The sequence below is a fragment of the Paenibacillus sp. BR2-3 genome (assembly GCF_046529485.1).
In the GTDB taxonomy this organism is placed as follows: domain Bacteria; phylum Bacillota; class Bacilli; order Paenibacillales; family Paenibacillaceae; genus Paenibacillus_AQ.
Genome location: NZ_CP126311.1, coordinates 411,465 through 436,543, shown reverse-complemented (window position 1 = coordinate 436,543; position 25,079 = coordinate 411,465). Strand labels below are relative to the sequence as shown.

Here is a 25,079-nt window from a genome sequence, read left to right as displayed (position 1 = left end):
GATTACAATACGTTGTATCCTTGATCCTCAATCGTTTCCTTGATATTCTCCAAGGTGACTTTAGCATCCTTAAACTCTACCGTTACTTCACCTTCGACTAAGCTGACCTTCACCCATTCCACACCAGGTAGTTTGTTTACAGCCCCTTCAACAGAGTGAACGCAATGGTTGCAGGACATCCCATCTACTTTCAAAACCACGTTTGCCATGTTTCTTCATGTCTCCTTTTTAATATGATTTTATGAAACCCTCTAAGAGGAGAACTTCTATAATTTAACTTTCTTTAGTCGCAAGGCATTCAATACGACGGACACGGAACTGAAAGCCATAGCCGCACCGGCCACCCAAGGCGCCAAAAAACCCGCTGCCGCAACTGGGATACCAACTACATTATAACTGGACAGTGAAAAGTTCTACAACTTTAAGAAGCCAGAGAATCGTGCTCAACATGAGTGTTCTCCTGCTTGGATTTAATTATTTTCGTTATGGATAAGTGCGGATTTTGCACAAACAAGCGAAAAATAGACTTGCGTAAATAAGCGGCAACGGTAGCCTCAGACACCACGGCATGGGACGGCGTACGCAGATAGCGGAAAAACAGCCCCGGCGTCCGGCCTGAAAAATGCAGGCTAACCAGCTGCAGCAATCCCATCGCGATGCACTGGCACATCACGAATCCCTCGATCGCCTGAAGCGTCCGCTGAATTCGCTGCCGGTCTTGTTCGTCCTTTACCGCTTTGAGTGGGTGAGCTTCCTCTTTTTTCAGAAACCGGTTCAGCTTCGGCATGGACTTGCTCCAGAAGCGGTAGCCGAAGGCGCCGATGACCTGCTTCATTTCCCGAAACGTACACTCGATCTTGAAGCGATAGCCATACAAGCGGATGATGTCTGTGGCAGCTAAGGTCAGATCGGTACTGACCAAAATGGAGGGGCGGCCCTGATGCACCACCAGCACAAAGCGCAATTCCTGATACAAGCCCTGTCCCCAAAGCAGATCCAGGCATAGAAATTGCACCTTCTCTTCTTTGCCATACAGGGGAACGGTGGCGGTTTGAAAATCGGCAGCGCGAGTCGTGAACCACTCCTTCAGTTTGACCGCCTTGCCTTTTTTCGCCGGTCGGCCACGTCCTGGCTTCTTGGCCGCAGGGCGTTCATAGGCCACCACGTTGGATTTGGCTTTCGTCACCAGATGCATCCGGGCTTCGGAGGCGAGATGGCACGCCTGCAACCGCTTCAAGGCCGGAACCGACAAGAAGTAACGATCCAAGAGCAACAGCGCTTGACCGAAGCCTTTCGCAGCCTCGAACCCTTGTTCAATCATCTGAACGACGTGGGAAGGCGGCTCCGGCTCGTTGTCCGCTTTCTTCCAGCCCAGGATGGTCTGGACGCCGTCTTGCAGATTCATGAACAAGGGCAAGCAGAACCATTTCCGGGAATCGCCGACCAGAATGCCGATGGCCCCAAACAGGTGACCGAAAATATAATTGCCCTTGGAGACGTTTTCGGATTCCTGATGGAGCTTCTTGACGCCCGGCATCCGGCGACCTTCCTTGGCTTGCTTCATGCCATCGCCGACGAGTACCACGCGATCCTGAATCACCAGCAGGGGCGCAGACTGGCGAACGACCTGAAGCCACATCCGCCGTAAGGATGACGGAGACCAAGCCGAAGAACGGAAGAAGTGAATGAGCGTCTCATAGCAGCCGCCATTCAGGGAGAGGTCCCGAATCACAGAAGTCACGCCCAGATGGTCGGAGCGCAGCATAAAGCCGATGACCAAAACAACGAACCACTCGAAAGTGGCTTGTCTGGAGAAGCACGAACGGAAGGGAAGTAAAAGTTCATTCACGTATTTGAGCATAGGTATGGTCAATCGCTCGGAAATGAGGTACACTTTTTGTCGTAACCCATTTAGCGATTGGATCTCCTTTCTGTGTGAGAACTAAAAGGATACCATACCATCGTCTGATTGGGTTATTTTTCTATGTTACGATTTTTCGACAAGAACTTTTGACTGTCCAGATTATAAAAGAATGCCCAGAAAAGATTTTGCTTAATATTTCTCATGGTTTTATGACTAAGTTGAATAGCATCTACGATGCTGTTCAAATCCCCCCGCATGAGAGTAATATCTGCCGCTTCGATCGCTACATCCGTACCGGTGCCAATGGCCATGCCAACATCGGATAGTGCAAGAGCCGGTGCGTCGTTGATGCCGTCGCCTACCATTGCCACTTTTTTGCCTTGATCTTTTAGTTTCTGAATTTCGCTGGCCTTATCCTGTGGCAACACTTCAGCTCGGATATGGTCAATTCCGACCTGCTTGGCGATAGCTTCTGCGGTTCGTTTATTATCACCGGTGATCATGATCACTTCCAGCCCCATCCTCTTCATCCGGGCTACAGCTTGTTTGGAAGTTTCCTTCACTGTATCGGCGACGGCAACCATGCCTGCGAGCGAGTGATCAATAGCGACCAGCATAACCGTCTTGCCTTCCCCTTCCCACAGCTCCATGTTGTTTTCCATATGACGAATCTCGATCCCTTGCTGGACCATCAGTTTTCGGGTACCAACAAGAAGCGTTCTTCCTTCCACAACTGCCCGCAAACCAAAACCTGGTATGGCTTCGAATTCCTCTGGTATCCGAATAGTCATGCTTTGCTCCTCGGCAGCTTTCACGATCGCTTGTGCCAGCGGATGCTCAGACCCCTTCTCAGCGCTCGCGACTTTATTCAACAGCTCTTGTTCAGACCACGGTTCAAGGGCCATGATGTCTGTAAGCTCCGGTTTTCCTTTGGTGATCGTCCCTGTTTTATCCAGAACAATGGTTTGAAGCTTATGGGCTGCCTCCAGGTGCTCCCCGCCTTTAATCAGGATTCCGTTCTCAGCCCCTTTACCGGTTCCTACCATAATCGAGGTGGGAGTCGCCAAGCCAAGCGCGCAAGGACATGCTATTACTAGCACGGCAATCGCATTCTCAAATGCCCGAGTAAAGTTGCCTTTATCTATTGCAAAATACCAAAGCAAGAAAACACCGACGGCTATGGCGACCACAACCGGAACAAATATACCGGAGATGCTGTCCGCCAACCGTTGAATGGGTGCTTTCGAACCCTGCGCATCTTCCACAATCTTGATAATTTGAGCCAGAGCCGTTTCCTTGCCTACCTTCGTCGCTTCAAAAATCATGGTTCCATTCTTATTGATTGTGGCGCCGATTAATGGATCTCCCGGTTTCTTGTCTACCGGAAGACTTTCTCCTGTGAGCATGGATTCATCAACAGCCGAAGTCCCCTCGCGAATGGTTCCATCGACTGGGATTTTCTCACCAGGACGAACCCGAATCAAGTCACCCGTTTGTACTTCCTCAATAGGAATAGTTACTTCCTGGCCGTTTCGAATGACCAATGCGGTCTTGGCTTGCAAGCCCATCAGCTTCTTGATGGCTTCAGATGTGCGCCCTTTGGCCAGCATCTCAAACCATTTACCCAAAATGAGCAAAGTAATCAGGATGGCGCTGACTTCAAAATATAATTCTGGTACCGTTTGGTGTGAATCAGCCATTCCGGAATAACGCAACGTTTCCACTACGCTGTAGAAGTAAGCGGCCGAAGTGCCTAATGCAACGAGCACATCCATGTTCGCACTGCCGTTTTTCAATGCTTTATAAGCTCCATTGTAGAAGGGCCAGCCGATGATAAATTGTACCGGGGTAGCCAATACAAATTGGAACCACGGATTCATCAGAAGCTCGGGAACATAAAGCCCCCAATTAAAATGGGCGATCATTGACCAAAGCAGCGGTAAGGAGAGAATGGCCGATAAAATGAACCGGCGTTTTTGGTTCTCCAACTCCTTGTTTTTATCTTCTTGCTGCCCGTTTTCGTTACTATGAATCTTCGCCTTGTAACCAATGGACTCCACTTTGGAGATAAGATCGGCGACTGTTACTTGATCCTCTTGATATTGAATTGTCGCTCTTTCCAAAGTTAAATTGACTGAAGCGGAGACACCCGGAATTTTGTTTAATCCCTTTTCAATACGGTTGGCGCATGCCGCGCAGGTCATGCCGCTTATATCGAGATTCACCTTGTTGTAACGAACCCTGTAACCGATATCTTGAATTTTCTTTTCAATGGCGTTCCAATTGATGCTATCGGGATCATACGTAACACTTGCCTTCTCAACGGCAAAATTAACGCTTGCGTTTTTGACGCCATCCATCCTGGCAAGTCCCTTTTCAATGCGAGTAGCACAAGCTGCACAAGTCATACCCTCGATACCGACCATTACATTCTCGAACCCTGTGGCGGATACGGATATGTCTTGGGCAACCGGTCTTTGTTCGGTCATTTCTTTTTCCCCTCGCTTTCATCACAAAGATTAATATACCCCTCAGGGGTATATTAAATGCCTTTTTGTAGGGAAGCGACAACGTCACTTCCCTTAATTTAGTACATAGCAAATGTTTGTCTTTAGGGCATTATATACTGTAGGGGGGTATATTTTAACTTTATCAGAATTCAGATTCCATTACAACTGGGTCTGACGATCTTTTTTCTTTCTATTCATCAATGGCATCATAACCAAGTGGGAAAGCGGACATAAGAGAATCAGGAATAAGAGCAGCAAATTGCTTGTAGGTCCGCCATTTCCCTTCGTTAAAAAAAAGACAGCTGCCAAAACAATGGGCAATACGCAACAGATGATCATCATCCATTTATGCGATTTATGGTTTCCTCCGTGTTGACTGTGTTGACTGTGTTGACTGTGTTGGTCCTTTTTATGACTTCCATGATTATGGTTTCCGCAGCAACTCATTGTTTATTCCTCCTTTGATTACTTAATTGCTGTTTTTCAATTCATGCAGTTCTTTTTTTATGCTTTCATTTTGCGTCTTCAGTTCAGCGAGTTGCTCCGTCATTGCATTATGTTGATTCTGTTGCGAACTTTCCGTATGATTTCCCTTCATCATGAAATACATCATAGGAAACATCATAAGGGGACACAACAGTAATATCAACCAAGACCAATCCATTTGTTCAACCTCCCCTTTTGTTGTCTTCAGATATCTTTGATGATTTTATAATAGAATACGGTTATGTGGATTCTGTGTAGAATTTTTGTAGAAATAAAGTAATTGATGAAAATCATAAAAACAGGTCTTCCCGTTAGCCTGATGGCTGTACTGGATGGGATGTTATCCGGTGTGATGGCAGGGATGATGGGTGTGATGCTAGGGGATATGATTTCATCGGAATATAGTGTGCTGTTGCTTAAAGCTATAGGGATTTTTACAGGCGGAGTTCTGTTTTCTCTTTTCATTATGCTTCAAAATGAGGTTAAGCAGGAACAATTGCTACAATTCCCTACTTTACTTCGCAGGCCTGTATGGACGTTTGTCCTGGTCGTCTTAGGCGGTATCGGAATACAGCCCGTTCACGCCTTACAATACAAAAAATGATGTCTCGGGCCTTCTTTTAGGCTACATTCACTTCAAATGAGCATGATTCTGATATATTCACAAGAATATCACGAAAACCACATCATTTCTCTATACTTTTTCGTTACTTTAGTAACATGCATCATTATCTTATTCACTTTGGAGGGAATAATATGGAAACGAAACAATCTTTGCTAAACGAGTTGAACGTAGATCCCAGCTTAATTAATAGAGCTTTTATAACAGGTCATGGGGAGAGCAAACCGATTTCCGACTTTATCAATCAGGCTTTGAAAAATTATATTAACAACTCCATGTTGGAAGCTCGCGGATATAAGGAAACTCTGTTTATCCTTTCTAAGAACCAAGAAATAAAGAAACTTTTCGTTAAATCGATTGCAAAACACGAAATTAAACACGATTATCCTTACGACCATGTCAACAATCCAAATTTCAGCGGTGTTGTCTACCCCTCTACTTTCATTGAGGTCTTCGTAACATCGAAGTCTAACATCCTGGTTCAGAAGGCGATAAACCGCGAAGTTCACTTCTGTAATGGGCAAATTATTCAGGAACAAGATTTATTTAGAACGACTGATTTTATTATTTGTCCCAGTTTGGAAAGCGTTAGAAAAAATGTTCCGGAACCGTTGTTCAAATTAATTTCAGAGTCATATACCCAACACATCATGACACGTACTACCTTAGATTTAGACGATGATTTTTATCAGGAGTTAGAGCTCTAACGGTTTGAAGACGGATTTCTATAAGTCACAAAAATGGCAGTCGGAACTCGAAACAGTTCCAGATTGCCATTTTATATGAGGAGAGGTTTACGACCACGAATGTTTTATGGATTCGATTATGTACCCTAAGATGATGAAGAGCAATACATCGGAGAATATTTCCGTTGCATTGCTCTTTTTTCACTAATCTATATTTAGATCGGGACCCGACGGAGGGCCACTGCTTAAAACCTACAGCACTTCGTGCTCATGCCTTGCTTTCAGCCTTGTCCATCTGCGTTCGACTTCTTGTTCGAACAATTTCAGCATTTCTTCTTCTTTGATTAAATGCTTCGTTTTACCCATCGCCTTCAGCCATTCGCTAACCGAAACACGGCTGTTTTTCGCCTCCGGATTATAAGTAATGTTCGTAATTCCACTTTCTATTTCGTAGAGCGGAAAGAAACAGGAGTCAACGGCTGTTTTCATCAACTTGGTGCCTACCCGGTCCTCCACTTTCCAGTTGAGCGGACAGGAGATCAGAATCTTACCATACGCCAAACCTTCGTTTTGCGCGTACCACTGAGCTTTGGCAGCTTTCTGAATCAAGTCTTGCGGGAACGCTTCGGTACCAGTGAAGACGTACGGAATGTTCGTAGCGGCCAGGATTTGAGCCGTATCCTTATGGTGGCCGGATTTACCCTTTTGCGTTTTACCAACACCGGAAGTAGAAGTTTGATGACCGAGCGGAGTTGAATAGGACAATTGCGAACCGGTATTCATGTAGCCTTCGTTGTCATATTCTACCATGATCATCTTATGATTGCGAAGCGCCGTACCGATCGCCGGACCCATACCGATGTCCATTCCGCCGTCGCCCGTTACCATAACAAAGGTAAAGTCGTCGGATACCTTAACTTCACCACGGCGTTTCATCTCTAGAAACGCGTCGACCATACCGGCAACCGTAGCGGCGCCATTCTGGAAGAGGTTGTGGACGAACGATTGTTTATGGGACGTATACGGGTAGCCGGTAGTGGTAACATAGCCGCAGCCCGTTTGGAACAAGGTGACGACATCTCCCTCAATGCCTTTAAAGAAAAGCTCTAACGCCGAGATGATACCGCAACCCGGACATGCGCCATGACCGGGGGCAAACCGCTTCGGTTTTGCCGTAAGCGCGCGAAGCGGCGGCATCTTCACCTTCAGCTTGCCTGTTGCCTCATCTTGCATTACCTTGATCAGGCCAGTTTTGTAAACTTCGCCGGTCATCGGCTCGATTACCGGTTGAAGTCGGCCTTGCGATTCGCCCGGCACGTGACCGAAGTAATCAAACGGCTTCTCGGCATAGCCTTTCTCGGCTGCATCAATCACAAGCTTGAAGAACTCTTCCGCTTCATCCGGGAAGAAGTCTTTACCGCCAACGCCGAAAATACGGTTCATAACGATTGTCTTATTATCCTTATCAACCTGAAGAGCGGAACGAATTTCGTGAGTCATGTTGCCGCCGTGTGCGCCGTAAGAATCTGCGCGTTCGCCAACAAGCAGCGCCTTGACGTTCTTCAATGCTTGGCGAAGCTCTTCCGCCGGAAACGGACGAATGATGTTCGGGCGAATCAAACCGGCTTTCACACCTTGTGCCCGCAGCCTGTCTACCGTGTCCTTCGCGGATTCACCGGCTGAGTTCATCAGGAACAGGGCGACTTCCGCATCTTCCATGAGGTACAGATCAAGCGCGGAATACGAACGGCCGGAGATCAAAGCGTATTCCCGGTTCACTTGTTTGAACACTTCACCCGCTTTGTACAAAGCTTCGGATTGTTGGAAGTTGTTGTTAATCAAATCGTCGCCGAGCATATGCGCGCCGATCGTGACCGGATGATTCTTGTCAATGACGTTGTGGTAGCCAGTCGGAACCGGACCAACGAAATCCTGAACGACTTTGCGGTCTGCAAAGTACATAACCTTACGCTTTTGGTGAGAAGTGAAGAAGCCGTCGTAGCAAACGATAACCGGCAGGCGGACTTCGGAATGCTCGGAAATCTTCAACGCCATGATGTTCAAATCGTATACGGCTTGCGCAGTGGAAGCCATCAGGATGACCCAACCGGTGTTCAGCGCGTAATACAAGTCGGAGTGGTCGCCGCGGATATCAAGCGGACCGCTGACGGCGCGTGCAACTAGGTTAAGCACCATCGGGAAGCGGGTGCCGGATTGAGTCGGCAGTTGTTCCAGCATATAAAGGAAGCCTTGCGAGCTCGTTGCATTAATGACGCGCGCACCGGTCAGCGCTGCGCCGTAGCAAATTCCGGCGGAGCCGTGTTCGCCATCGGCCGCAACCAATTGAATGTCGTGCTCACCTCGGGTTTTCATTTGGTCCAAATATTGCGCTACTTCCGTGGAAGGCGTAATCGGGAAGTAACCCATCAGGTGATAGTTTATTTGAGCGGCAGCGGTTGCCGCCATCTCGTTGCCGGATTCGAAAACGGCCTTTTGCTCGGGAACTTGTGTCTTATTCAGATTTTCTTCAAGAATAGCCATTAGTTAACCCCTCCTGCTACATAATAAGGAAATTTATGTGCCATACTGTGATTTTCGGCATAACCGACTTCTTCGCGCATATCTGTGAGCGCGTCTGTCGGACAAGCATCGACGCATTTCAGACAACCTTTGCAGTACTTATAATCGATGCCGCGGAGGAACATTTGCGGACGGCCTTTCTTATCCGGTGCTTCTTCCCAAACGAAGCACAGGTCCGGGCAGACGTTGTCGCACGCCGCGCAGCTGATGCATTTGTCTTCGTGGAACTGCGGTAGCCAGCCTTGGCGGGAACCGCTCAGGTCTTTCAAAATCGTGTTCGCTTGAGCCACCAACACACCGCCCAACTCTTGCGTTTCGTAACCGAATACGGTCTGGGGACGAATGAAGGCTTTGCCTTGCGCATCTTCCGGAGCTTCATAGATTTTGAACTTCACTTCATTGTAACCGCGGTCGAAGGTGCGAATGTTCGGTTCAACCAAGTGCGGGTATTTCTTCTCAAACGTTTTATGAATGACACCCCGCATGTCTTCCGGGATCAAGAATTCGCAGATACGGTATAAAGCGCCTAGCATCGAGGTGTTGGCCTTGGTTTTCTCCTCGATGGCGATGCCTGTTGCGTCGACAATCGCCAGCGTGCCGTACTCGAGTTTCAGGTCGCGTCGTACTTCATCGAAATCGCGAGTCGTGTTGACGAGCACGATGCCATCAGCTTTCACTCCGTTGACAACGTTGACTGTTTTATAAAGCGCTTCGTGAAAAATGCCGACTACGTGCGGTTGCTCGATCGGGCTGTGATCGCGGATTTCCACGTCAGCTTCGCAGAAACGCACGAAAGCTTTTACCGGCGAGCCTTTCTTTTCGGAGCCGTAAGACGAGAAGTTAGAGCCGTTCAAGCCAAGACCGAGAACCCCGGCTTCTGCCAGCATTTTGCCGGCGAGATTCGCACCCAGACCTCCGATAGATTCCAAGCGAATCTCAAAAAATCCCAGTTCATTCTTTTTAGGTAAGATAGACATCCGTTTTCTCCTTTTATCGTATTTTGAACGTTGCTGTCCTTTCCTTCAATGGGATTCATTGTAAAATAGGGTTGTGTGAATTCCATGTAGAAAACGTGTGGACACAGAATGTTTGCAAATATGAAAAAAGAGAACCTTTGTAAAGGTGAGCTCCTAATCGTCTGATTATTTTGATATTCGAGAGTAACCTCCCTCCTCATACTCATAAAAAATTATGACTCTGGAGGCTGTCTCATTCCTTACTCAAAATAAGTGCAAACTCCATACTTTCCACACATTCTTTATTTATTATTATTATAAATACGGCTTTACAAAAAGCGATGTGGAGGTTAAAGATGAAAATGCTCTTCATTCGAACAGTGGCAGTAGTTGGTCTCTTGTCTATCATACTCACGGGTTGCCTTAACAAGGAAAAAGAATCCATGGATAGTATGGACCATTCCAAAATGGACCCTGCTGGCACGGAAAATACGACAGCGCCAAAGAGTGGTACTGCTACTGCGAATACCGTCAAGATGATGACTATTCGGCAGACAGAATTTACGTTGACGGCTCAAGCTAGCAATCTGGAAGTAGAACCGGGCAAAATGCTTCCCGTATGGACCTTCAATAATTCGGTGCCCGGTCCCGAAATCCGTGTTAAACAGGGAGACAAAGTCAAGATCACGCTGAAAAACGAGCTGACGGTACCCGTTTCCATCCATTGGCACGGCGTACCGGTACCAATCTCTATTGACGGAGTTCCAGGTGTGACCCAGAATGCGGTACAGCCGGGGCAATCTTTCGTTTATGAATTTACCGCCAACGTCCAGGGAACGTACTGGTATCATTCCCATCAAGATAGCGTCAATCAGATCGACCGCGGATTATACGGCTCTTTCATCGTCGAAGCCAAGGATAACCAAGCGACTCGCGATTACACGCTGATGCTTGATGAGTGGATGTCCTCCGGCAGTAGCACCGACAGTATGAATATGGAGAGCATGAACGGTATGGAGCCTGAGAGCGGCGCTACTGAAACTTCCGGTGCCGGTCACGATATGAACATCTACGATTTGCTGACCATCAACGGCAACTCCGGAACCGGCATCGAAAGTCTTGCCGTGAAACAAGGTGATAAAGTGCGCCTGCGTTTGGTGAATGCCGGATATAAATCACACACTCTCCACCTGCACGGTCATGAGTGGAAGGTTACGGCAACAGACGGACAGCCGGTCAACAATCCGCAACTGCTTAAGGACTCCTTGCTGGCCATCGCGCCTGGAGAACGTTATGACATGGAATTTGAAGCGAACAACCCTGGGCAGTGGTATTTGGAAGCTCATGGAAGCGAACCGGGCGTTAAAGGAATGAAGATCAAAATCGCATATGATGGAGTGACGGAAGTCACGGACGAACCTAATGACGCGGTTTTAGACCTCCCTAATTTTGATTTGACCCGTTATGGTCAGGCAGGAAAATCTTCTTTCACGTTGGATCAAAAATATGATGTGGACTATACGATGAACTTGGGTACGGATTCCAAAGACGGCAACCTTATTTACACCATCAATGGCAAAACATTCCCGAATACGGACCCGATCCAAGTCAAGAAAGGCGACAAAGTGAAGGTACGGATGGTCAACAATTCGGTGTCTGGTGATCACCCCATGCACCTACACGGGCATTTCTTCCAAGTACTGAGCAAGAATGGTAAAGCTTTAGAGGGGTCTTCCATTGTGAAGGATACGCTTAACTTGAAACCCGGTGAGGAATATGTAGTGGCCCTTGAAGCAGACAATCCCGGCGATTGGATGTTCCATTGCCATGACCTACATCATGCCTCTGCAGGAATGGTGACCGATATGAAATACACCGACTATAAGAGCGATTTTGTAGCCGATCCGAAGGTGAGCAATAAGCCTGAATAAAGATAATAATCAAACCTGACAAGAAAAATAGGCACATATCATACAAGACTGGTATTAGGTCAAGATAGCTTCTTTTCTGAAGGGGCTGTCCCATAAGGTTTTTCTACGAATGTAACAGCTTACCATCATTTTTAAAGCCATGAAAATTAGAAAAACAGCAAATCTCCGGGTTGTTGGAGATTTGCTGTTTGGCGTTTTCGTCCACACTTTCTTGCTTTAAGAGATTATGATGCGTGAATGCGTTGTTGTATATTTTCTTTCAGAAATTCATTGAATATAGATAGAGTGCCATATCGAAAAAATGTGAATTGTCCAGAGCTTTCGGGAGTAATCGTCTGTTCCATTCCGATGGTTTTTCAACATCTCTTTCACCCGGCTCATTTGGAACCACTGCTCGGCCCCACTGCTCATAATTTGCTCGACCTATCCTGTTTGACCGGGATAATTCGATTTGGCTTCCTCTCCCCTGTTCCAAAATGACCGAGCAGGTGCGGTCCAAGTATCCGGTATACCGCTTTCTTGGGCAGCTCGTGGGTATAAATGTAAGCCTGCTCCAGATCAGTAAGTTCCGGCTTGTATTCTTTCAGCGCGATACGAATGGAGCTGATATGATTCATAAATACCGCGATCTCTACAGCGGCCATAATTACAAAGGAAACAGACATTACAAGCATCAGCCGAAAATACTCTATTGTAGAGTTTTCGAGCGATGACAACAGAGCCGAACAAGTAATTACGAATTTGCTTCCTCAAAAATGCTGCATATAAATTCATTCGTCCCCCCGCTTCCACTTTCCAGTCAAAAATATTTGCATTCCTCTTCCGAATATGTTATACTGTTTTAATATTTGATTTCCCTTATATCTGTTCCTAACTTAAGAAGATGTTAACCGATGGGTTACTGTAATATAGTTATCGGCATTTTAGACACAAAATCTTACGTTTTCTTTGCAGGAAACTCCTTTTTATGAGACTAAATTCAAACATGGCATCCGACTCACACTGGCGCGGTCACGGAACCGCAAGGACAAAAGAGAGGTAGGGCTTTTGTCGTTTTGGAAGGATTATTCTCGCCACACGGCTGATGGAAATAATAAGGAATTATAAAGCCCGTTACTCACGAACGGCGGGAGATTGAATATAACTGAAGACACGATTTGCCTGCTCAGGAAGGAATCGTATGTGGAAACATAATAAGCGCCCGATAACCGCTCACGCGGATATCGGGCGCTGTCTACGTTCAGGGCCTATTTTACATACTTCGTTACAAACCCCGTAACCCGGCTCACATAGCCAGCCTTATCCTTATCATAAGAGATCCCGTGACCTTCCTCATGTACAATCCACCGCTCTTTGGGACTCCGGCAGGCCTCATATAACTCATTCATCATGCTGAAAGGCACAAATGTATCCGCATCCCCATGAATGAACAGAATCGGCACCTGCGCCTTACGCACCTGTTTTAATGCATAAGCCTCTCCAAATGAATAACCCGCCTTTAACCGGGTGACCAGACTGGCACTATGAACGAAGGGGAAACCGGGCAAACGGTACATACGCCGCAGTTGGTAGGACAACTGAGCTTTCACCGAGGTATAAGCGCAGTCTGAGACGATTACCTTTACCTGCGGCGGCAAGTCCTCCCCGGAAGTCATCAGCACCGTTGCTCCTCCCATGGAAACTCCATGCAGGACAATTTTCGCTTCGGGTCCCGTCTCCTCAATTACATAGCGTATCCACTGCAAATAGTCACGGCGCTCATGCCAGCCGAACCCGATATAATGGCCTTCGCTCTCCCCATGCCCTCTGGCGTCGGGAATTAGAACGTTGTAGCCCAGCTGATCAGCATATATTTTGGCATATGCCCCCATATCCTTGCCTTTGCCTGAATAACCATGGGCAATGATTACTGTACGCCCCTCAGCCCGGCTGGAAGGGATCATATAAGCACGAAGCTTCAGTCCGTCATCGGATAATATCTCAACGTTTCGAAGGGTCTGGCGCGATATCCACTCCTGCCCCTCTCCCCATGAGACTCCGGCGACGGGAGGGTTAGCCTTCAAATCACGGTTGTTGCTTAGAAACGTCTTCGGCGCCCGCTTAATGGCTATTCCATAGAAAAAGAAACCTCCGTATGCCAACGCTCCGCCAATGCCAATAAGAACTAATAAACCAATTACAGTCCACAGCAACGTTGTTGCACCTCCTGATTAAAAAACAGTATAGCATGCCGTTAGCAGCAACTTACAATCAGCAAGAAGAGGGTGCCGTCCAGTTAAGGACGACACCCGTTTCTCGGAGAAATATAAAAAGGTTAAGCTGATGAAGTTATAGAAGCTGTATCCAGCCAATCATGGACACCCATAATGGAATACTTAGAAATACACCGAAAGCTAATCCGCGGCGGAAATTCCCTTCGCCTTTCATTTCGCAATTCCCCATTTCCCAGGTAGTTGATCGCAATTTTATTTAATTAATTTTAATATAATTTAATTTTGTGATTCGCGTTGTGAAATTTGTCACATTTATCCTTCTGTTTAGAAATACCATTGATTATTTTTTAGGGATCAGGGTAGAATAAGAATATACGTTCGTATTCATTAAGGGGATAGATTTATGAACAGAGTTGGAAGCAAGGATCATATGCTGGTCAAAGCTTATGTGCTGCTCCCCCTTATTTTATCGGCTTTCGAGCGTGATGCAGGCATTATTTCCTCGCATCTCCGGACACCCGCCCCTTACCTTGATATGCTTAATTCCGCTGCAGCTGCAGTTACGGGTGATCTCAGGGACATCCGCCATGAAATGAGAAAACAAGGAATCAAGGTGTACCAGCAGCAGCGTCTGGGGAATGGGATTGAAGCCCGGTTCCTGTGCCGCGGCTATCACGATCAGATGCTGCTTCTCTATGATATTATTGCCGCGCAAGCCGCCATACATATGAGGAGATACCTCGGAATGGATATTTCCGCTTTTAAAAACTATGAAGACCAGTACCCTATCAAGCCGGAGTCCGGGGAAAGGGTACCCTGAACTCGGCGCTGGGTAGCCCCACCAAAAAAAGAAACCTTGAAAGGCATTAAGCCAGTCAAGGTTTATAAAGTTTATACTTCACATACTTGGATAATCTCGTTAGGTACTGATTCAAAAATCAATACCTCCGGCCTGGAATAAGGTTTCTTAGCTTTATATTCTTCGAGAGTCATCAAACTTTCCCAATACAATTTAACCCAATGTTCGATACTTTCACCTGTATCAAAATTTAGCGCTTCCTCATCGGTATCCTTCAAATCCTCATAAAATGCTTGGTCGTAGATAAATAGAGAAATATCTCCATCAAAGACTAAAATTTTGTTGGAAAATACTGGAAAGCAAAAGGATTTTGTAAAACGATTAACAACATCAACCCCTATTACTTTTCTGAAATTAACCCAGTCCGGTGTATTAACAGGTCTTAGTTTTTCTGTCACTTCAAGTTTTACCCTGCCACCATTACTATATCGGTTGTTTGATTTTGTCGTATAGTTTATACCGCCCGACAATATTTCTTTCTTGGAAACGTAGTGTTCATGGCCTTCGGGTAAGTAAGCGTGATACAACAAGTCATTCATATTTCCATCCCCTAGTTTATTTTTTTGGAACGTAAGGAAAATGTGAACTTCTAGTAGGGTCATCCAAGTTTTCAAATACTCTATGACTTCCTGTTGGCGTATCAGGTGTACTGATATTACCATCAAACTCTTTATAGTACTTAGTTATTCTTTGAGTATTGGGGTTATTGGGATTCGGCCAGTTTGAATATGCCTTATCAGGATTAGTCATTGTTTCTTGTCTTAATTTCCCCACTTCAACATCTTGACCATATTGTGAACGATTCGGAGTTGAAGGTCTACTTGGGTCAAACATGTGCTTTTCCGAGTGTGGGTTAACAAAATCATTCGGATTACTTCCTCCACCAGGTTTTGTTGGTACAGAATTAACCATCGCCTTATTAACCACACGCACATCATCGCCCAGATGAGCCGCCATCTCTACGCCTTCATCCAACATTCCTTTGCCTTTGCCAAGAAGTTTGCCTACCGTTCCGAGCGAGCCGATTCCCGGAATCATCGCTGCGGCTGAAAGTGCTGCGTTGGCCTTTTCCCTTTTTGCCAAATAGATCAGAGCATTGGCGCCATCTGCCAGCTCCCCTGCGCCCGGTATCAACCCAGCCACATCCAGAACCGTTTGGAATCCATTTACCGCCTCCGCTGCGGTTATGTTCTTCGCTTTTTCACTTACCGTATTCACCGCGGAATTTACTGTCTTGCTGACGGTCACGGTGGTTGACTTTACGTTGTTCACCGTTGAAGTAGCCACTTGCCTCACCTCCGTGGCAGCAGAGACAACGGTTTGCTTCACCGAACTTAAAGTCTTGTTCACTGCTGGCGCAACCTGGCTTGCCGCCTGGGTCAACGTCTTGCTGACCGCTGCTGATACTTGCGTTGCCGCCTTGGAAGCACCAGATGCCACATTAGTAACAGCGTTTTGCGCGCTCTTGCCCACGGTCACCGCCATCGAGTTTATTGCATGGACTGTGGATACCGCTGCGCTTTTTGCAGCTTCTGCCGCCCTGGATATGCTTTCTGAAGCGGTAGCTGTGACCTGTTTTACCGTGCTCGCCGTTTTAGCCGCTGTCATCATAACTTTGTCCACCGTCGAGGTCGCCGCTGCGGAAACGTTCTTTTTTACATCCGCCGCAGTATTGGAAACAGCCTTGGAGACCATTGCCACACTGTTCTGCACCGTTTTACTTACACTGACCGCCGTTGATTTTGCCGCATTGACGGTAGAGACGGCCGCGCTTTTTACCGATGCCGCCGCTTTCGATGCAGCGGAAGAAATGGAGCCCCATATGCTGCTGCTGGTGTTGTTGCTGGCGGAACTGGTGGTGGATGCTGGTTTGTAGCTTGATGCGCTGGCTGCGAAGCTGCTTGTTGCCTTTGCGGCGCTTGTTATGCTGGTGCTTTTTACCGTCGATGACGCACTTGCGCCGGAGTATGTACTGCTGCTGGTTTTGGTCGGTGAACTAGTGACTGAACGGGATGAATAGCTGTAACTGCCTGCTCCGATAATCTGTGCCATTATGATCTTCCTTCCCTAATTATACTATAAACACTTGCGTGTCTACGTCTGCAGTGCCTATGCGTTATACACCTGTCCTGTGGAAGAATGCAATCGCGTTCGTGATAGTGACCTGATCCTCCAAGACATAGCTGCCATCCAGAAACAGCTTGATGGTCCACACTCCTTCTGGATAATCCCTTTGCGCGTCATTCAAGGGCAGCCAGAACCAGATAAAAACAGGCTTGTCCGGTGATCCCTCATCAGCGCACAGCATGTTCTCCGCTGCATCATGCAACACTCCGCGGGCATCGAACCAAAGGGCGGTAACGGCATGTAATCCGCTGAGGTTTGTGAACCCCAGGCGAACCACCACCATTTTATCGCTGGATAAATGAAAGCCTTTTTTGTCGTTACTTATGGGAGCCGGTGTGATCATACCCGAAACTGCATAGCTCTCAATATGAACTGTGTATTGCTCGTTGTTATAGAGTCTTTGATCTAGATCATTGATGATAATGGTTGACCACAATTCATCCGATTCATTAGGTAGATACAGATTGGCCATTGGGTCGTTGAGATAACGGTAGTTTACTGACAAGAGGGAGTTTCCATATTACTTGCACGGGAACTAATTTCTTACTTTACGTTTTTAGCGCACGAGCATTGAATTTTGGACGCTCTATATCATGTTGAATAGGAAAATACAGGATAAAGAAAAGCTTTGATCGAGTGACGCTACACTCAATCAAAGCTTTTCAAGAAAGTCCATTCAGAATTTTTAGATTTGATTATTATTATTTTCATTTAAAATTTTATTCGTATTCATCGCCAAACTTGCCGACAAGCCGATGAAGTAAGTTCTCTGGAATAGTTTCGGATTCAAGAAGACCATCTAATTCTTTATCAGCCTCCGTTAAAAGTTCTTCACCTTCCTTACCAAAATCTTCATCAAAGGATAGATATTTAATAAATAATACAAAGTCTTTAGCGTTTTTGACCGTTGATTGAGCATCGAGTCTTCCACTCATATTTATTCACCTCAATTTTCTTCCTAAATAGATAACATATTATTTTTTCCGATCTGCATAAGGATAGTGGGTAGATTTTCCAGGATTATCATGATTGTCAAATACACGGTGTTGCCCTGTTGGGGTATCATTTGTACTAATATTTCCGTCAAACTCTTTCTTGTAAACTGTAATTCCTTTTTTCCCATTAGCTGGGTCTGCATATTTTGTCTCTACAGAATCTGGATTTGCCTTAGTGTCATCTACCAGTTTCTTAACATCAACATCCTTTCCATATTGCGTTTTGGAGGGAGTTGATGGAGTGCTTGGATCGTTAATATGCCTATTTGCAGCATGCTCATTAACAAAGTTCGCAGGGTCACTGCCTGCATTGGTCTTAGTCGGAACTGGATGTTTACCCGTCACCTTATTAACCGCACGCACATCATCGCCCAGATGAGCCGCCATCTCTACGCCTTCATCCAACATTCCTTTGCCTTTGCCAAGAAGTTTGCCTACCGTTCCGAGCGAGCCGATTCCCGGAATCATCGCTGCGGCTGAAAGTGCTGCGTTGGCCTTTTCCCTTTTTGCCAAATAGATCAGAGCATTGGCGCCATCTGCCAGCTCCCCTACGCCCGGTATCAACCCAGCCACATCCAGAACCGTTTGGAATCCATTTACCGCCTCCGCTGCGGTTATGTTCTTCGCTTTTTCACTTACCGCATTCACCGCGGAATTTACTGTCTTGCTTACGGTCACGGTGGTTGACTTTACGTTGTTCACCGTTGAAGTAGCCGCTTGCCTCACCTCCGTGGCAGCAGAGACAACGGTTTGCTTCACCGAACTTAAGGTCTTGTTCACTGCTGGCGCAACCTGGCTTGCCGCCTGGGTCAACGTCTTGCTGACCGCTGCTGATACTTGCGTTGCCGCCTTGGAAGCACCAGATGCCACATTAGTAACAGCGTTTTGCACGCTTTTGCTCACGGTCACCGCCGTCGAATTCATCGCATGGACTGTGGATACCGCTGCGTTTTTTGCAGCTTCTGCAGCCCTGGATATGCTGTCTGACGCGTTAGCGGTGACCTGTTTTACCGTGCTCGCCGTTTTAGCCGCTGTCATCATAACTTTGTCCACCGTCGAGGTTGCCGCTGCGGAAACGTTCTTTTTTACATCCGCCGCAGTATTGGAAATAACCTTGGAGACCGTAGCCACACTGCTCTGCACCGTTTTACTTACACTGACCGCCGTTGATTTTGCCGCATTGACGGTAGAGGCGGCAGCACTTTTTACCGATGCCGCCGCTTTCGATGCAGCGGAAGAAATGGAGCCCCATATGCTGCTGCTGGTGTTGTTGCTGGCGGAACTGGTGGTGGATGCTGGTTTGTAGCTTGATGCGCTGGCTGCGAAGCTGCTTGTTGCCTTTGCGGCGCTTGTTATGCTGGTGCTTTTTACCGTCGATGACGCACTTGCGCCGGAGTATGTACTGCTGCTGGTTTTGGTCGGTGAACTAGTGACTGAACGGGATGAATAGCTGTAACTGCCTGCTCCGATAATCTGTGCCATTATGATCTTCCTTCCCTAATTATACTATAAACACTTGCGTGTCTACGTCTGCAGTGCCTATGCGTTATACACCTGTCCTGTGGAAGAATGCAATCGCGTTCGTGATAGTGACCTGATCCTCCAAGACATAGCTGCCATCCAGAAACAGCTTGATGGTCCACACTCCTTCTGGATAATCCCTTTGCGCGTCATTCAAGGGCAGCCAGAACCAGATAAAAACAGGCTTGTCCGGTGATCCCTCATCAGCGCACAGCATGTTCTCCGCTGCATCATGCAACACTCCGCGGGCATCGAACCAAAGGGCGGTAACGGCATGTAATCCGCTGAGGTTTGTGAACCCCAGGCGAACCACCACCATTTTATCGCTGGATAAATGAAAGCCTTTTTTGTCGTTACTTATGGGAGCCGGTGTGATCATACCCGAAACTGCATAGCTCTCAATATGAACTGTGTATTGCTCGTTGTTATAGAGTCTTTGATCTAGATCATTGATGATAATGGTTGACCACAATTCATCCGATTCATTAGGTAGATACAGATTGGCCATTGGGTCGTTGAGCTTGATTTCGTGGTTGATTAAAAATTTATAATAGTGTTCACCGGGTGAAAGCGACACCTCTGCAGACCAGACATTCCCGGATTTTCTCATCAGTCCACGATCTTCCCTGTAATCATTAAAAGAACCAATAACAGATATGGTGTTTATATCTAGGTAGGGTGAAGCTGTGTAATCTAGTCTTACAATCATAAAATACCTTCCTTCTATGTTAATTTTTCTCATTATCTCAAATATATCGGAGCTTCCATTGTAAATATTTAGATCAAAAATGGAATTTTTAGAATAAATATCACTAATTAGGGGGTATGATGGACAATTCCGAGATTGCCTCATTCATATGCTGCTGCAGCACGCTGGAAAGCTGGAAAACGAAGTGAAGAAACTGAGGCGATAGAGGAACAGCGCCGGAGTCCGAGAAGGGATATTGCTGTTTTCGTGTCATTTTTCCAAAAAAATAGGCCTCGCCTTTGGGAGTAGGCAAGACCCGGATTATATACCATAAAACACTGGGGGGTGTTTGGTACAACCAATATATATCTTCAACCTGAAAATTACCTGATCGTTAGATAAAAATTACCTTAAAATGATAATCCCGATTTCGACTCCGCTTCATTTACCGGATATTCCCACAGGCTGAGCCGCCCTTTAGCCGGTATCGGATGATTTAGAGGGGTCATACCCTCAAGCTTCCAGGCAAAACGTCCTTCGGTATAATCTCCAAAATCATATTCCTTTCCGCTGACCCAGCCTTCCCCGTTCTCACTACGTGTTATTTCATAACACTCTTCAAGTAAACCTGCTGCAATAATGACTCCCACCGGAAGATTGTCCTCTGTATAGCCATGTTTAGATAACACGGATTTGAACGGCTCCTGCCTGCAAATGGCTTTATCGATTTTTTTGCCGGCATGTATGGCCAGCTCTCCACGGTAGCTTGTGTTCCAGGAACGGGTCTCAAATTTCTTTTCCCCAAGAGCGATTAGCGTCGCCCAAGGCTGGCGTATGGTTAAACAATGCATATGGAGAATCTCCTTTTATATTAATAATGATATATCGATAAAAAAGCGCAGTTTCCATCCAACCGGGAAACCGCGCTAAATATTGTTGCCAGGGTGCTGGTGAAGGGAATTGAACCCCCGGCCTACGCATTACGAGTTTGTTTTGCAGGTATACCTAAGTGCGAGATTCCCTAAGCGCGTTTGCATTTCGGTTTGCAGTCAAGCTGCCCTCAAAGGCGGTGATAATTTGAACCTTAACGACATTACGCCTGGCATACGTGTCCGGATCACCCGCCGGATACCACACTGGCAAAACCGGCAGAGTAATTGCAGTCGACACATTCCAGGGAGCGCTGGGCGGATCTTCGCGCTGATCGACATCAACGAACCGTTGCTTGTCCATATCGCACTGGAGCACCTGGAGTCGGCGCCAGAATACCTGCTCCCGCCTAGATTAGGAAGAGGTTGACCTGTAACACTAAAAGCCCTGCTGGCCATTACGGTAGCAGAGTTAATTATGTAGCTCTCGGATTACATAAAAATATCTTACCACGTTCAGATTTCGCTCGCTGTAAACACCATTCCCCTCTCCTTGTGAACCGGACAAGGAGAGGGGAATGGGTATATTTCAAGTTCTATTCAGCGTCGTTTACAGATCCATATTGAACGGGAATAAAGAAGGCCTTCTTACCGTGCATTTTAGCCCATTCCAATTCTCCAGTTTTTGGATTTTTACGATAAGGACGAAAAACTCCCCATGCACCGAATTCAGCATTCCAAATAAGTTCTTGTCCATTGATAACTCGCTTAATATACTTACTTTTGCTGTTGCGAGCTTTAAAACTGTTGTTACTACCTTCTATACTTGTCATATTTGAGACCCCCTGGCAATTAGCCACAATTGGATTATTGCCGGGAGCTATGTTCGTATGCTAATATAATCTTGTCTAGGGATTATATTTTTGAGTAGCCGGTTCTCTACCGCATCGAACATTAGATTGTGCGTTAGACGCTACACAGTCGTTGGCTCCCGACAGGAGCTGCGGCTTTTTTTAATTTTAGGCCTCATACAAACCCTCCTCTATTTATAAGCGATTCCCAATCAGCCTCTTAATTAATTCTTTATCTTTATGATTTTCAATTTCATCTTGTAAAGCCGTCCTTCTTGATTCTAGTTCAAGTAGCTCGTCCAACAGCACCCCAATACTTCTGGAAGGAGATATTTCCTGTTCTTTGTCTGCAGAGGATCTGTAAATTTTAACCACTGATCCAGTACTCTTGGAATTAACAGCGGGATTTTTCAAGGCAATCTTCTCACGAACCTCTGGTGAAAGAAGGTCTTTTATCTTTTTATTATATCGGAATTGACATCCAGCCACGGTTCTGTCTAACCTATCTCCAACTTTTTTGTATACTTCGCCAAGGGAAGCCCCTTCAATTAGCACCATATCATTTAGCATATCTACAAATATTTCGTCTTCATCTTCTGACCAATTCCTTATCTTACTGTCCACTCTATCACCCCCCTTAGAGCATTGATACACTCTATAAAGAAAATAACCTATGATTAGAGTTTTGTCAACAAATTCCGGATTAATAAATTAGCAATATTGATATGACATAGAGTAACGTTATGTATTTTAGTGACGTGACATGTAGATACGTAACGTTACACGTTTATATATATCTTTATATCTTCATTCGTATAGATTCTTATGGCCTATTCTTTGCTTGTCACTGTTCTATTAGAAAACGCTAGTTCCAACAGCCCCGTAGCCGACAACCCCGCAAGGCCCCCAGCCCAGAGCCGAAGCACTAGCACAGATCTGTAAATGGATAGGCAGCTGCGCCCACCAGCAGGCCGATCACCAAGCCTACAGCCGGCAATGCGTTCCGACGCAAATTGACGGTTCGCTTCACACCCTCCACTCCTGTCGGGATGATCTCCAAGATAGCTTATCATCAACAAAGGTCTGAGCAGAGGCTGAGCGTTTCACTAGTGCATTTAAATACTGAAAGTGATCCTCTGAATCAGCTCCTGGATTACAATTGGTAACACTTTTTCTCGAAATATCTTTAGAATATATTAATTACCATATAGGTAACAGATGGAGGTAATTCAATTGGATGCTATAGAATGTTTGGAAAGTATCTTCGTGAACTTAGAGAAGGCAGAGACTTGAGTCTTTACCACAACCAGAACCTATTACCGAAAATATCAGATAATTCAATTAAATAACTTCATGGACTTGTAAAGGATGCTTTCTAGCTGAAGGCGTCGGTTGGGGAACGGTCGCCAGAAACGTTGCTGTTGCAGTAATGCCGCCGAGAGTAAAGAAGGTTAAGTTGTAATATAGAATGAGTAGCAACTAGGCCTATTCTAAATGCAGCCAAAACGCATCGTTTCTATAATAGCGTTTGAGCTAGCGGCGTCCACCGGCATGCGGGTCAGTGAGATTCTAGGTCTGCGTTGGCGCGATGTGGATCTGGACAGACGTATCCTTTCAATCCGCCAGGCCTTATACCAAAGCAGAATCCGGTCATGACTTCCATGAGCCGAATACGGCCAGCGGTGAGCGACCAATCGCTTTGTTTCTGGATACGGTAGATTTGTTGACCTTCTACGATTTAGAACAGTCGGATGAAAAAAATCGACAAGGCATCTATTATGGTGACCACGGTCTTGTTATTCAAACGCACATTGGGACACCAGTCAATCCTCGAAACTTGGCGAGAGTATACTACGACATCCTGAACAAGCTGGATCTCCCGAAAATTAGATTTCATGATTTACGGCATACGCATGCCACCATCCTGCTCAAACGAGGTGCCACCTCAAGATCGTCCAGGAGCGACTGGGCCACTCCTCCATACAGATTACCCTGGACACTACTCTCATGTATTAACTGAACTGCAGGAGGCTGCACTACTTACATTAGGAGGTCAATCCTTGGTAAAAAAGACACTTCAACAGATTAAAGGTTTGCAATCCGCTTGCAGCAAAAAAAGAACACGGCCCCCGCATCACCGGAGAACCGCGCCATATCAACCTATTAAAGATGCTGGTGAAGGGAATTGAACCCCCGGCCTACGCATTACGAGTGCGTTGCTCTACCCCTGAGCTACACCAGCTTAAAAGATCACTTTTCTGTCAAACAAAAAATATTATACAAGGTTTAACTTAAAAAGCAATCCTTCACTTGCCCCCACCTGCCATTTGCCTATTCATACTAGTTCTCCAGCAGCTTGCGCTCCACGGATTCCAGTTTCCCCCGGCTGGTGGATGGTTTGTCGCGGCGGTCGTCGATTTTAACCGATGTGGAGACACGCTGTGCGCCGCCTGTGAATGGAGATTCATGCAGAGCTTCGACAGCGGCGAGAATACGCCCCAAAGGACCCTCGATAATTGTACCCATAGACGTAAGCTCATAGGTGATCCCTTCCACTGTCTCCAGCACACGCTGCATATCAGCGACGTAGCCACTGAGACTTGTGCTTCCTGTACCAATTGGAATGACCGATACTTCAGCAATAGCCACCGGATTACCTCCTTAAAAAGTTATGGAAAACCCAAACGATCTTTCCTTTATTGTAACAACTCCGCACTCTTCCGACAAATATCAGCCCAACATATGCATTGAAAAATTCCCGGTAGCCTGACTGCCTAGTACCAATTGCCCAGTCCCTGAGTTGAGTTTAATTATGGACTCTTTGTGGCATATTTGGGGAAGATTTATGAATCATTTTGGACGATGTTTGCTCCCGCTTGTGGATTACCTGTGGACTAGCTGTGGATGATTTGTGGAGTACTTGCAGGGAAGCCCCGTCCGGCGCGGGTTTGCTAAAAAAATGTTTACAAACACAATATCTTGGGTTATTTTTATGTAACGACAACAAAATATAGTGGAGACAGGCGCTTTGATCCTAAATTCGGACCCAAGCTTAATAGGGAAATGCGGTGAGAATCCGCTGCGGTCCCGCCACTGTTAACCGGATGTCCGCAGCTTGTACAAGCTATCGCGGACGCTCTCCTGACATGTGCCACTGTTGGACAATAAACGGTCCTTCGGGAAGGCGTCGGGAGAATGCCGGAAGCCAGGAGACCTGCCTGTTTCCGTCGACACCATCTATTACAATACCTGCGAGGAACAGGGAAGGTGTCCGAATGCGGCTTACATAGAGACTAACTGTAAATATCCGTGGGGATAGTT

26 protein-coding genes, 1 tRNA gene, 1 pseudogene and 1 riboswitch are annotated in these 25,079 nt (G+C 46.3%); of the genes and pseudogenes, 7 read left to right on the top strand and 21 right to left on the bottom strand.

Going from position 1 to position 25,079, the window contains the following annotated elements:
• Window positions 1-2: 2 nt before the first annotated feature.
• The 5 genes from copZ to PaeBR_RS02115 form a co-directional block, all read right to left on the bottom strand.
• On the bottom strand, window positions 3-209 hold the full coding sequence (copZ, locus tag PaeBR_RS02135) for a copper chaperone CopZ (RefSeq protein ID WP_410513282.1): 207 nt from the start codon (window positions 207-209) through the stop codon (window positions 3-5).
• Between the two features lie 212 nt (window positions 210-421).
• On the bottom strand, window positions 422-1,861 hold the full coding sequence (locus PaeBR_RS02130) for a transposase (protein WP_410511969.1): 1,440 nt from the start codon (window positions 1,859-1,861) through the stop codon (window positions 422-424).
• Window positions 1,862-1,974: 113 nt separating this feature from the next.
• Window positions 1,975-4,290: a heavy metal translocating P-type ATPase gene (locus PaeBR_RS02125; RefSeq protein WP_410515051.1), complete on the bottom strand. Its 2,316-nt coding sequence runs from the start codon at window positions 4,288-4,290 to the stop codon at window positions 1,975-1,977.
• Window positions 4,291-4,533: 243 nt separating this feature from the next.
• Window positions 4,534-4,713: a DUF2933 domain-containing protein gene (locus tag PaeBR_RS02120; RefSeq protein ID WP_410515050.1), complete on the bottom strand. Its 180-nt coding sequence runs from the start codon at window positions 4,711-4,713 to the stop codon at window positions 4,534-4,536.
• A gap of 130 nt (window positions 4,714-4,843) precedes the next feature.
• On the bottom strand, window positions 4,844-5,038 hold the full coding sequence (locus PaeBR_RS02115) for a hypothetical protein (protein WP_410513281.1): 195 nt from the start codon (window positions 5,036-5,038) through the stop codon (window positions 4,844-4,846).
• A 105-nt stretch (window positions 5,039-5,143) separates the two neighbouring features.
• On the opposite strand from PaeBR_RS02115, the gene PaeBR_RS02110 reads away from it, so the two are divergent.
• Together PaeBR_RS02110 and PaeBR_RS02105 are read left to right on the top strand one after the other, a co-directional pair.
• Window positions 5,144-5,464 (top strand): hypothetical protein, encoded by a 321-nt coding sequence (locus tag PaeBR_RS02110; protein WP_410513280.1) that lies wholly within the window; start codon window positions 5,144-5,146, stop codon window positions 5,462-5,464.
• 152 nt (window positions 5,465-5,616) lie between these two features.
• Window positions 5,617-6,189, top strand: coding sequence for a hypothetical protein (locus PaeBR_RS02105; protein ID WP_410513279.1), 573 nt, complete (start codon window positions 5,617-5,619; stop codon window positions 6,187-6,189).
• Between the two features lie 231 nt (window positions 6,190-6,420).
• Here the strand turns inward: PaeBR_RS02105 and PaeBR_RS02100 are convergent, their stop codons facing one another.
• Together PaeBR_RS02100 and PaeBR_RS02095 are read right to left on the bottom strand one after the other, a co-directional pair.
• Entirely contained in the window at window positions 6,421-8,709 is a 2,289-nt protein-coding gene (locus tag PaeBR_RS02100; RefSeq protein ID WP_410513278.1) for a thiamine pyrophosphate-dependent enzyme, read from the bottom strand.
• Window positions 8,709-9,725, bottom strand: coding sequence for a 2-oxoacid:acceptor oxidoreductase family protein (locus PaeBR_RS02095; protein ID WP_410513277.1), 1,017 nt, complete (start codon window positions 9,723-9,725; stop codon window positions 8,709-8,711). The genes PaeBR_RS02100 and PaeBR_RS02095 overlap by 1 nt, the downstream gene beginning before the upstream one ends.
• Window positions 9,726-10,060: 335 nt before the next feature.
• On the opposite strand from PaeBR_RS02095, the gene PaeBR_RS02090 reads away from it, so the two are divergent.
• Window positions 10,061-11,635 carry a multicopper oxidase family protein gene (locus PaeBR_RS02090; RefSeq protein WP_410513276.1) on the top strand — a complete coding sequence of 525 codons (1,575 nt, stop codon included), beginning with the start codon at window positions 10,061-10,063 and terminating at the stop codon, window positions 11,633-11,635.
• Window positions 11,636-12,042: 407 nt separating this feature from the next.
• On the opposite strand, the gene PaeBR_RS02085 is transcribed toward PaeBR_RS02090, so the two are convergent.
• The gene (locus tag PaeBR_RS02085; RefSeq protein WP_410513275.1) at window positions 12,043-12,309 is read right to left on the bottom strand and encodes a hypothetical protein; all 267 of its coding nucleotides are present in this window, start codon (window positions 12,307-12,309) and stop codon (window positions 12,043-12,045) included.
• A gap of 573 nt (window positions 12,310-12,882) precedes the next feature.
• Window positions 12,883-13,824, bottom strand: a complete 942-nt coding sequence (locus tag PaeBR_RS02080) for an alpha/beta hydrolase (protein ID WP_410515049.1) — start codon at window positions 13,822-13,824, stop codon at window positions 12,883-12,885.
• Between the two features lie 427 nt (window positions 13,825-14,251).
• On the opposite strand from PaeBR_RS02080, the gene PaeBR_RS02075 reads away from it, so the two are divergent.
• Window positions 14,252-14,668 carry a hypothetical protein gene (locus PaeBR_RS02075; RefSeq protein ID WP_410513274.1) on the top strand — a complete coding sequence of 139 codons (417 nt, stop codon included), beginning with the start codon at window positions 14,252-14,254 and terminating at the stop codon, window positions 14,666-14,668.
• A gap of 71 nt (window positions 14,669-14,739) precedes the next feature.
• Here the strand turns inward: PaeBR_RS02075 and PaeBR_RS02070 are convergent, their stop codons facing one another.
• Both PaeBR_RS02070 and PaeBR_RS02065 read right to left on the bottom strand, forming a co-directional pair.
• Window positions 14,740-15,246, bottom strand: coding sequence for a DNA polymerase III (locus PaeBR_RS02070; RefSeq protein ID WP_410513273.1), 507 nt, complete (start codon window positions 15,244-15,246; stop codon window positions 14,740-14,742).
• 16 nt (window positions 15,247-15,262) lie between these two features.
• The gene (locus PaeBR_RS02065) at window positions 15,263-15,994 is read right to left on the bottom strand and encodes a hypothetical protein (protein WP_410513272.1); all 732 of its coding nucleotides are present in this window, start codon (window positions 15,992-15,994) and stop codon (window positions 15,263-15,265) included.
• A gap of 13 nt (window positions 15,995-16,007) precedes the next feature.
• Here PaeBR_RS02065 and PaeBR_RS02060 point away from each other — a divergent pair, with 13 nt between their 5' ends.
• Window positions 16,008-16,583 (top strand): hypothetical protein, encoded by a 576-nt coding sequence (locus PaeBR_RS02060; protein WP_410513271.1) that lies wholly within the window; start codon window positions 16,008-16,010, stop codon window positions 16,581-16,583.
• Window positions 16,584-16,823: 240 nt separating this feature from the next.
• Here the strand turns inward: PaeBR_RS02060 and PaeBR_RS02055 are convergent, their stop codons facing one another.
• From PaeBR_RS02055 to PaeBR_RS02020, 8 genes and pseudogenes are all read right to left on the bottom strand, one after another.
• On the bottom strand, window positions 16,824-17,339 hold the full coding sequence (locus PaeBR_RS02055; protein WP_410513270.1) for a hypothetical protein: 516 nt from the start codon (window positions 17,337-17,339) through the stop codon (window positions 16,824-16,826).
• Window positions 17,340-17,553: 214 nt separating this feature from the next.
• Window positions 17,554-17,769, bottom strand: coding sequence for a hypothetical protein (locus PaeBR_RS02050; protein WP_410513269.1), 216 nt, complete (start codon window positions 17,767-17,769; stop codon window positions 17,554-17,556).
• A 39-nt stretch (window positions 17,770-17,808) separates the two neighbouring features.
• Window positions 17,809-19,311, bottom strand: a complete 1,503-nt coding sequence (locus PaeBR_RS02045; protein ID WP_410513268.1) for a hypothetical protein — start codon at window positions 19,309-19,311, stop codon at window positions 17,809-17,811.
• Window positions 19,312-19,375: 64 nt separating this feature from the next.
• A complete protein-coding gene (locus PaeBR_RS02040; protein ID WP_410513267.1) occupies window positions 19,376-20,059 on the bottom strand; it encodes a hypothetical protein in 684 nt (227 codons plus the stop codon).
• Between the two features lie 389 nt (window positions 20,060-20,448).
• The gene (locus PaeBR_RS02035) at window positions 20,449-20,889 is read right to left on the bottom strand and encodes an ASCH domain-containing protein (protein ID WP_410513266.1); all 441 of its coding nucleotides are present in this window, start codon (window positions 20,887-20,889) and stop codon (window positions 20,449-20,451) included.
• Window positions 20,890-21,503: 614 nt separating this feature from the next.
• Entirely contained in the window at window positions 21,504-21,740 is a 237-nt protein-coding gene (locus PaeBR_RS02030; protein ID WP_410513265.1) for a hypothetical protein, read from the bottom strand.
• Window positions 21,741-21,953: 213 nt separating this feature from the next.
• Entirely contained in the window at window positions 21,954-22,382 is a 429-nt protein-coding gene (locus tag PaeBR_RS02025) for a hypothetical protein (protein ID WP_410513264.1), read from the bottom strand.
• Window positions 22,383-22,588: 206 nt separating this feature from the next.
• Window positions 22,589-22,821, bottom strand: a pseudogene (locus PaeBR_RS02020) (holin).
• A gap of 431 nt (window positions 22,822-23,252) precedes the next feature.
• Between PaeBR_RS02020 and PaeBR_RS02015 the strand changes: the two are divergent.
• Both PaeBR_RS02015 and PaeBR_RS02010 read left to right on the top strand, forming a co-directional pair.
• Window positions 23,253-23,414 (top strand): tyrosine-type recombinase/integrase, encoded by a 162-nt coding sequence (locus tag PaeBR_RS02015; RefSeq protein ID WP_410513263.1) that lies wholly within the window; start codon window positions 23,253-23,255, stop codon window positions 23,412-23,414.
• Entirely contained in the window at window positions 23,347-23,778 is a 432-nt protein-coding gene (locus PaeBR_RS02010; protein ID WP_410515304.1) for a hypothetical protein, read from the top strand. The genes PaeBR_RS02015 and PaeBR_RS02010 overlap by 68 nt, the downstream gene beginning before the upstream one ends.
• A 150-nt stretch (window positions 23,779-23,928) precedes the next feature.
• On the opposite strand, the gene PaeBR_RS02005 is transcribed toward PaeBR_RS02010, so the two are convergent.
• Both PaeBR_RS02005 and PaeBR_RS02000 read right to left on the bottom strand, forming a co-directional pair.
• A tRNA-Thr gene (locus PaeBR_RS02005) sits at window positions 23,929-24,000 on the bottom strand.
• Window positions 24,001-24,098: 98 nt separating this feature from the next.
• On the bottom strand, window positions 24,099-24,407 hold the full coding sequence (locus PaeBR_RS02000; RefSeq protein WP_410513262.1) for an MTH1187 family thiamine-binding protein: 309 nt from the start codon (window positions 24,405-24,407) through the stop codon (window positions 24,099-24,101).
• A 355-nt stretch (window positions 24,408-24,762) separates the two neighbouring features.
• Window positions 24,763-24,995, top strand: a riboswitch (cobalamin riboswitch).
• Window positions 24,996-25,079 lie beyond the last annotated feature (84 nt).

What these genes read in the sequence shown, in the direction of transcription:
- copZ (WP_410513282.1), bottom strand. Translation starts at nt 209, where the DNA reads ATGGCAAACGTGGTTTTGAAAGTAGATGGGATGTCCTGCAACCATTGC.
- PaeBR_RS02130 (WP_410511969.1), bottom strand. Translation starts at nt 1,861, where the DNA reads ATGCTCAAATACGTGAATGAACTTTTACTTCCCTTCCGTTCGTGCTTC.
- PaeBR_RS02125 (WP_410515051.1), bottom strand. Translation starts at nt 4,290, where the DNA reads ATGGTCGGTATCGAGGGTATGACTTGTGCAGCTTGTGCTACTCGCATT.
- PaeBR_RS02120 (WP_410515050.1), bottom strand. Translation starts at nt 4,713, where the DNA reads ATGATCATCTGTTGCGTATTGCCCATTGTTTTGGCAGCTGTCTTTTTT.
- PaeBR_RS02115 (WP_410513281.1), bottom strand. Translation starts at nt 5,038, where the DNA reads ATGGATTGGTCTTGGTTGATATTACTGTTGTGTCCCCTTATGATGTTT.
- PaeBR_RS02110 (WP_410513280.1), top strand. Translation starts at nt 5,144, where the DNA reads ATGAAAATCATAAAAACAGGTCTTCCCGTTAGCCTGATGGCTGTACTG.
- PaeBR_RS02105 (WP_410513279.1), top strand. Translation starts at nt 5,617, where the DNA reads ATGGAAACGAAACAATCTTTGCTAAACGAGTTGAACGTAGATCCCAGC.
- PaeBR_RS02100 (WP_410513278.1), bottom strand. Translation starts at nt 8,709, where the DNA reads ATGGCTATTCTTGAAGAAAATCTGAATAAGACACAAGTTCCCGAGCAA.
- PaeBR_RS02095 (WP_410513277.1), bottom strand. Translation starts at nt 9,725, where the DNA reads ATGTCTATCTTACCTAAAAAGAATGAACTGGGATTTTTTGAGATTCGC.
- PaeBR_RS02090 (WP_410513276.1), top strand. Translation starts at nt 10,061, where the DNA reads ATGAAAATGCTCTTCATTCGAACAGTGGCAGTAGTTGGTCTCTTGTCT.
- PaeBR_RS02085 (WP_410513275.1), bottom strand. Translation starts at nt 12,309, where the DNA reads ATGCTTGTAATGTCTGTTTCCTTTGTAATTATGGCCGCTGTAGAGATC.
- PaeBR_RS02075 (WP_410513274.1), top strand. Translation starts at nt 14,252, where the DNA reads ATGAACAGAGTTGGAAGCAAGGATCATATGCTGGTCAAAGCTTATGTG.
- PaeBR_RS02070 (WP_410513273.1), bottom strand. Translation starts at nt 15,246, where the DNA reads ATGAATGACTTGTTGTATCACGCTTACTTACCCGAAGGCCATGAACAC.
- PaeBR_RS02050 (WP_410513269.1), bottom strand. Translation starts at nt 17,769, where the DNA reads ATGAGTGGAAGACTCGATGCTCAATCAACGGTCAAAAACGCTAAAGAC.
- PaeBR_RS02045 (WP_410513268.1), bottom strand. Translation starts at nt 19,311, where the DNA reads ATGGCACAGATTATCGGAGCAGGCAGTTACAGCTATTCATCCCGTTCA.
- PaeBR_RS02040 (WP_410513267.1), bottom strand. Translation starts at nt 20,059, where the DNA reads ATGATTGTAAGACTAGATTACACAGCTTCACCCTACCTAGATATAAAC.
- PaeBR_RS02035 (WP_410513266.1), bottom strand. Translation starts at nt 20,889, where the DNA reads ATGCATTGTTTAACCATACGCCAGCCTTGGGCGACGCTAATCGCTCTT.
- PaeBR_RS02030 (WP_410513265.1), bottom strand. Translation starts at nt 21,740, where the DNA reads ATGACAAGTATAGAAGGTAGTAACAACAGTTTTAAAGCTCGCAACAGC.
- PaeBR_RS02015 (WP_410513263.1), top strand. Translation starts at nt 23,253, where the DNA reads ATGCAGCCAAAACGCATCGTTTCTATAATAGCGTTTGAGCTAGCGGCG.
- PaeBR_RS02010 (WP_410515304.1), top strand. Translation starts at nt 23,347, where the DNA reads ATGTGGATCTGGACAGACGTATCCTTTCAATCCGCCAGGCCTTATACC.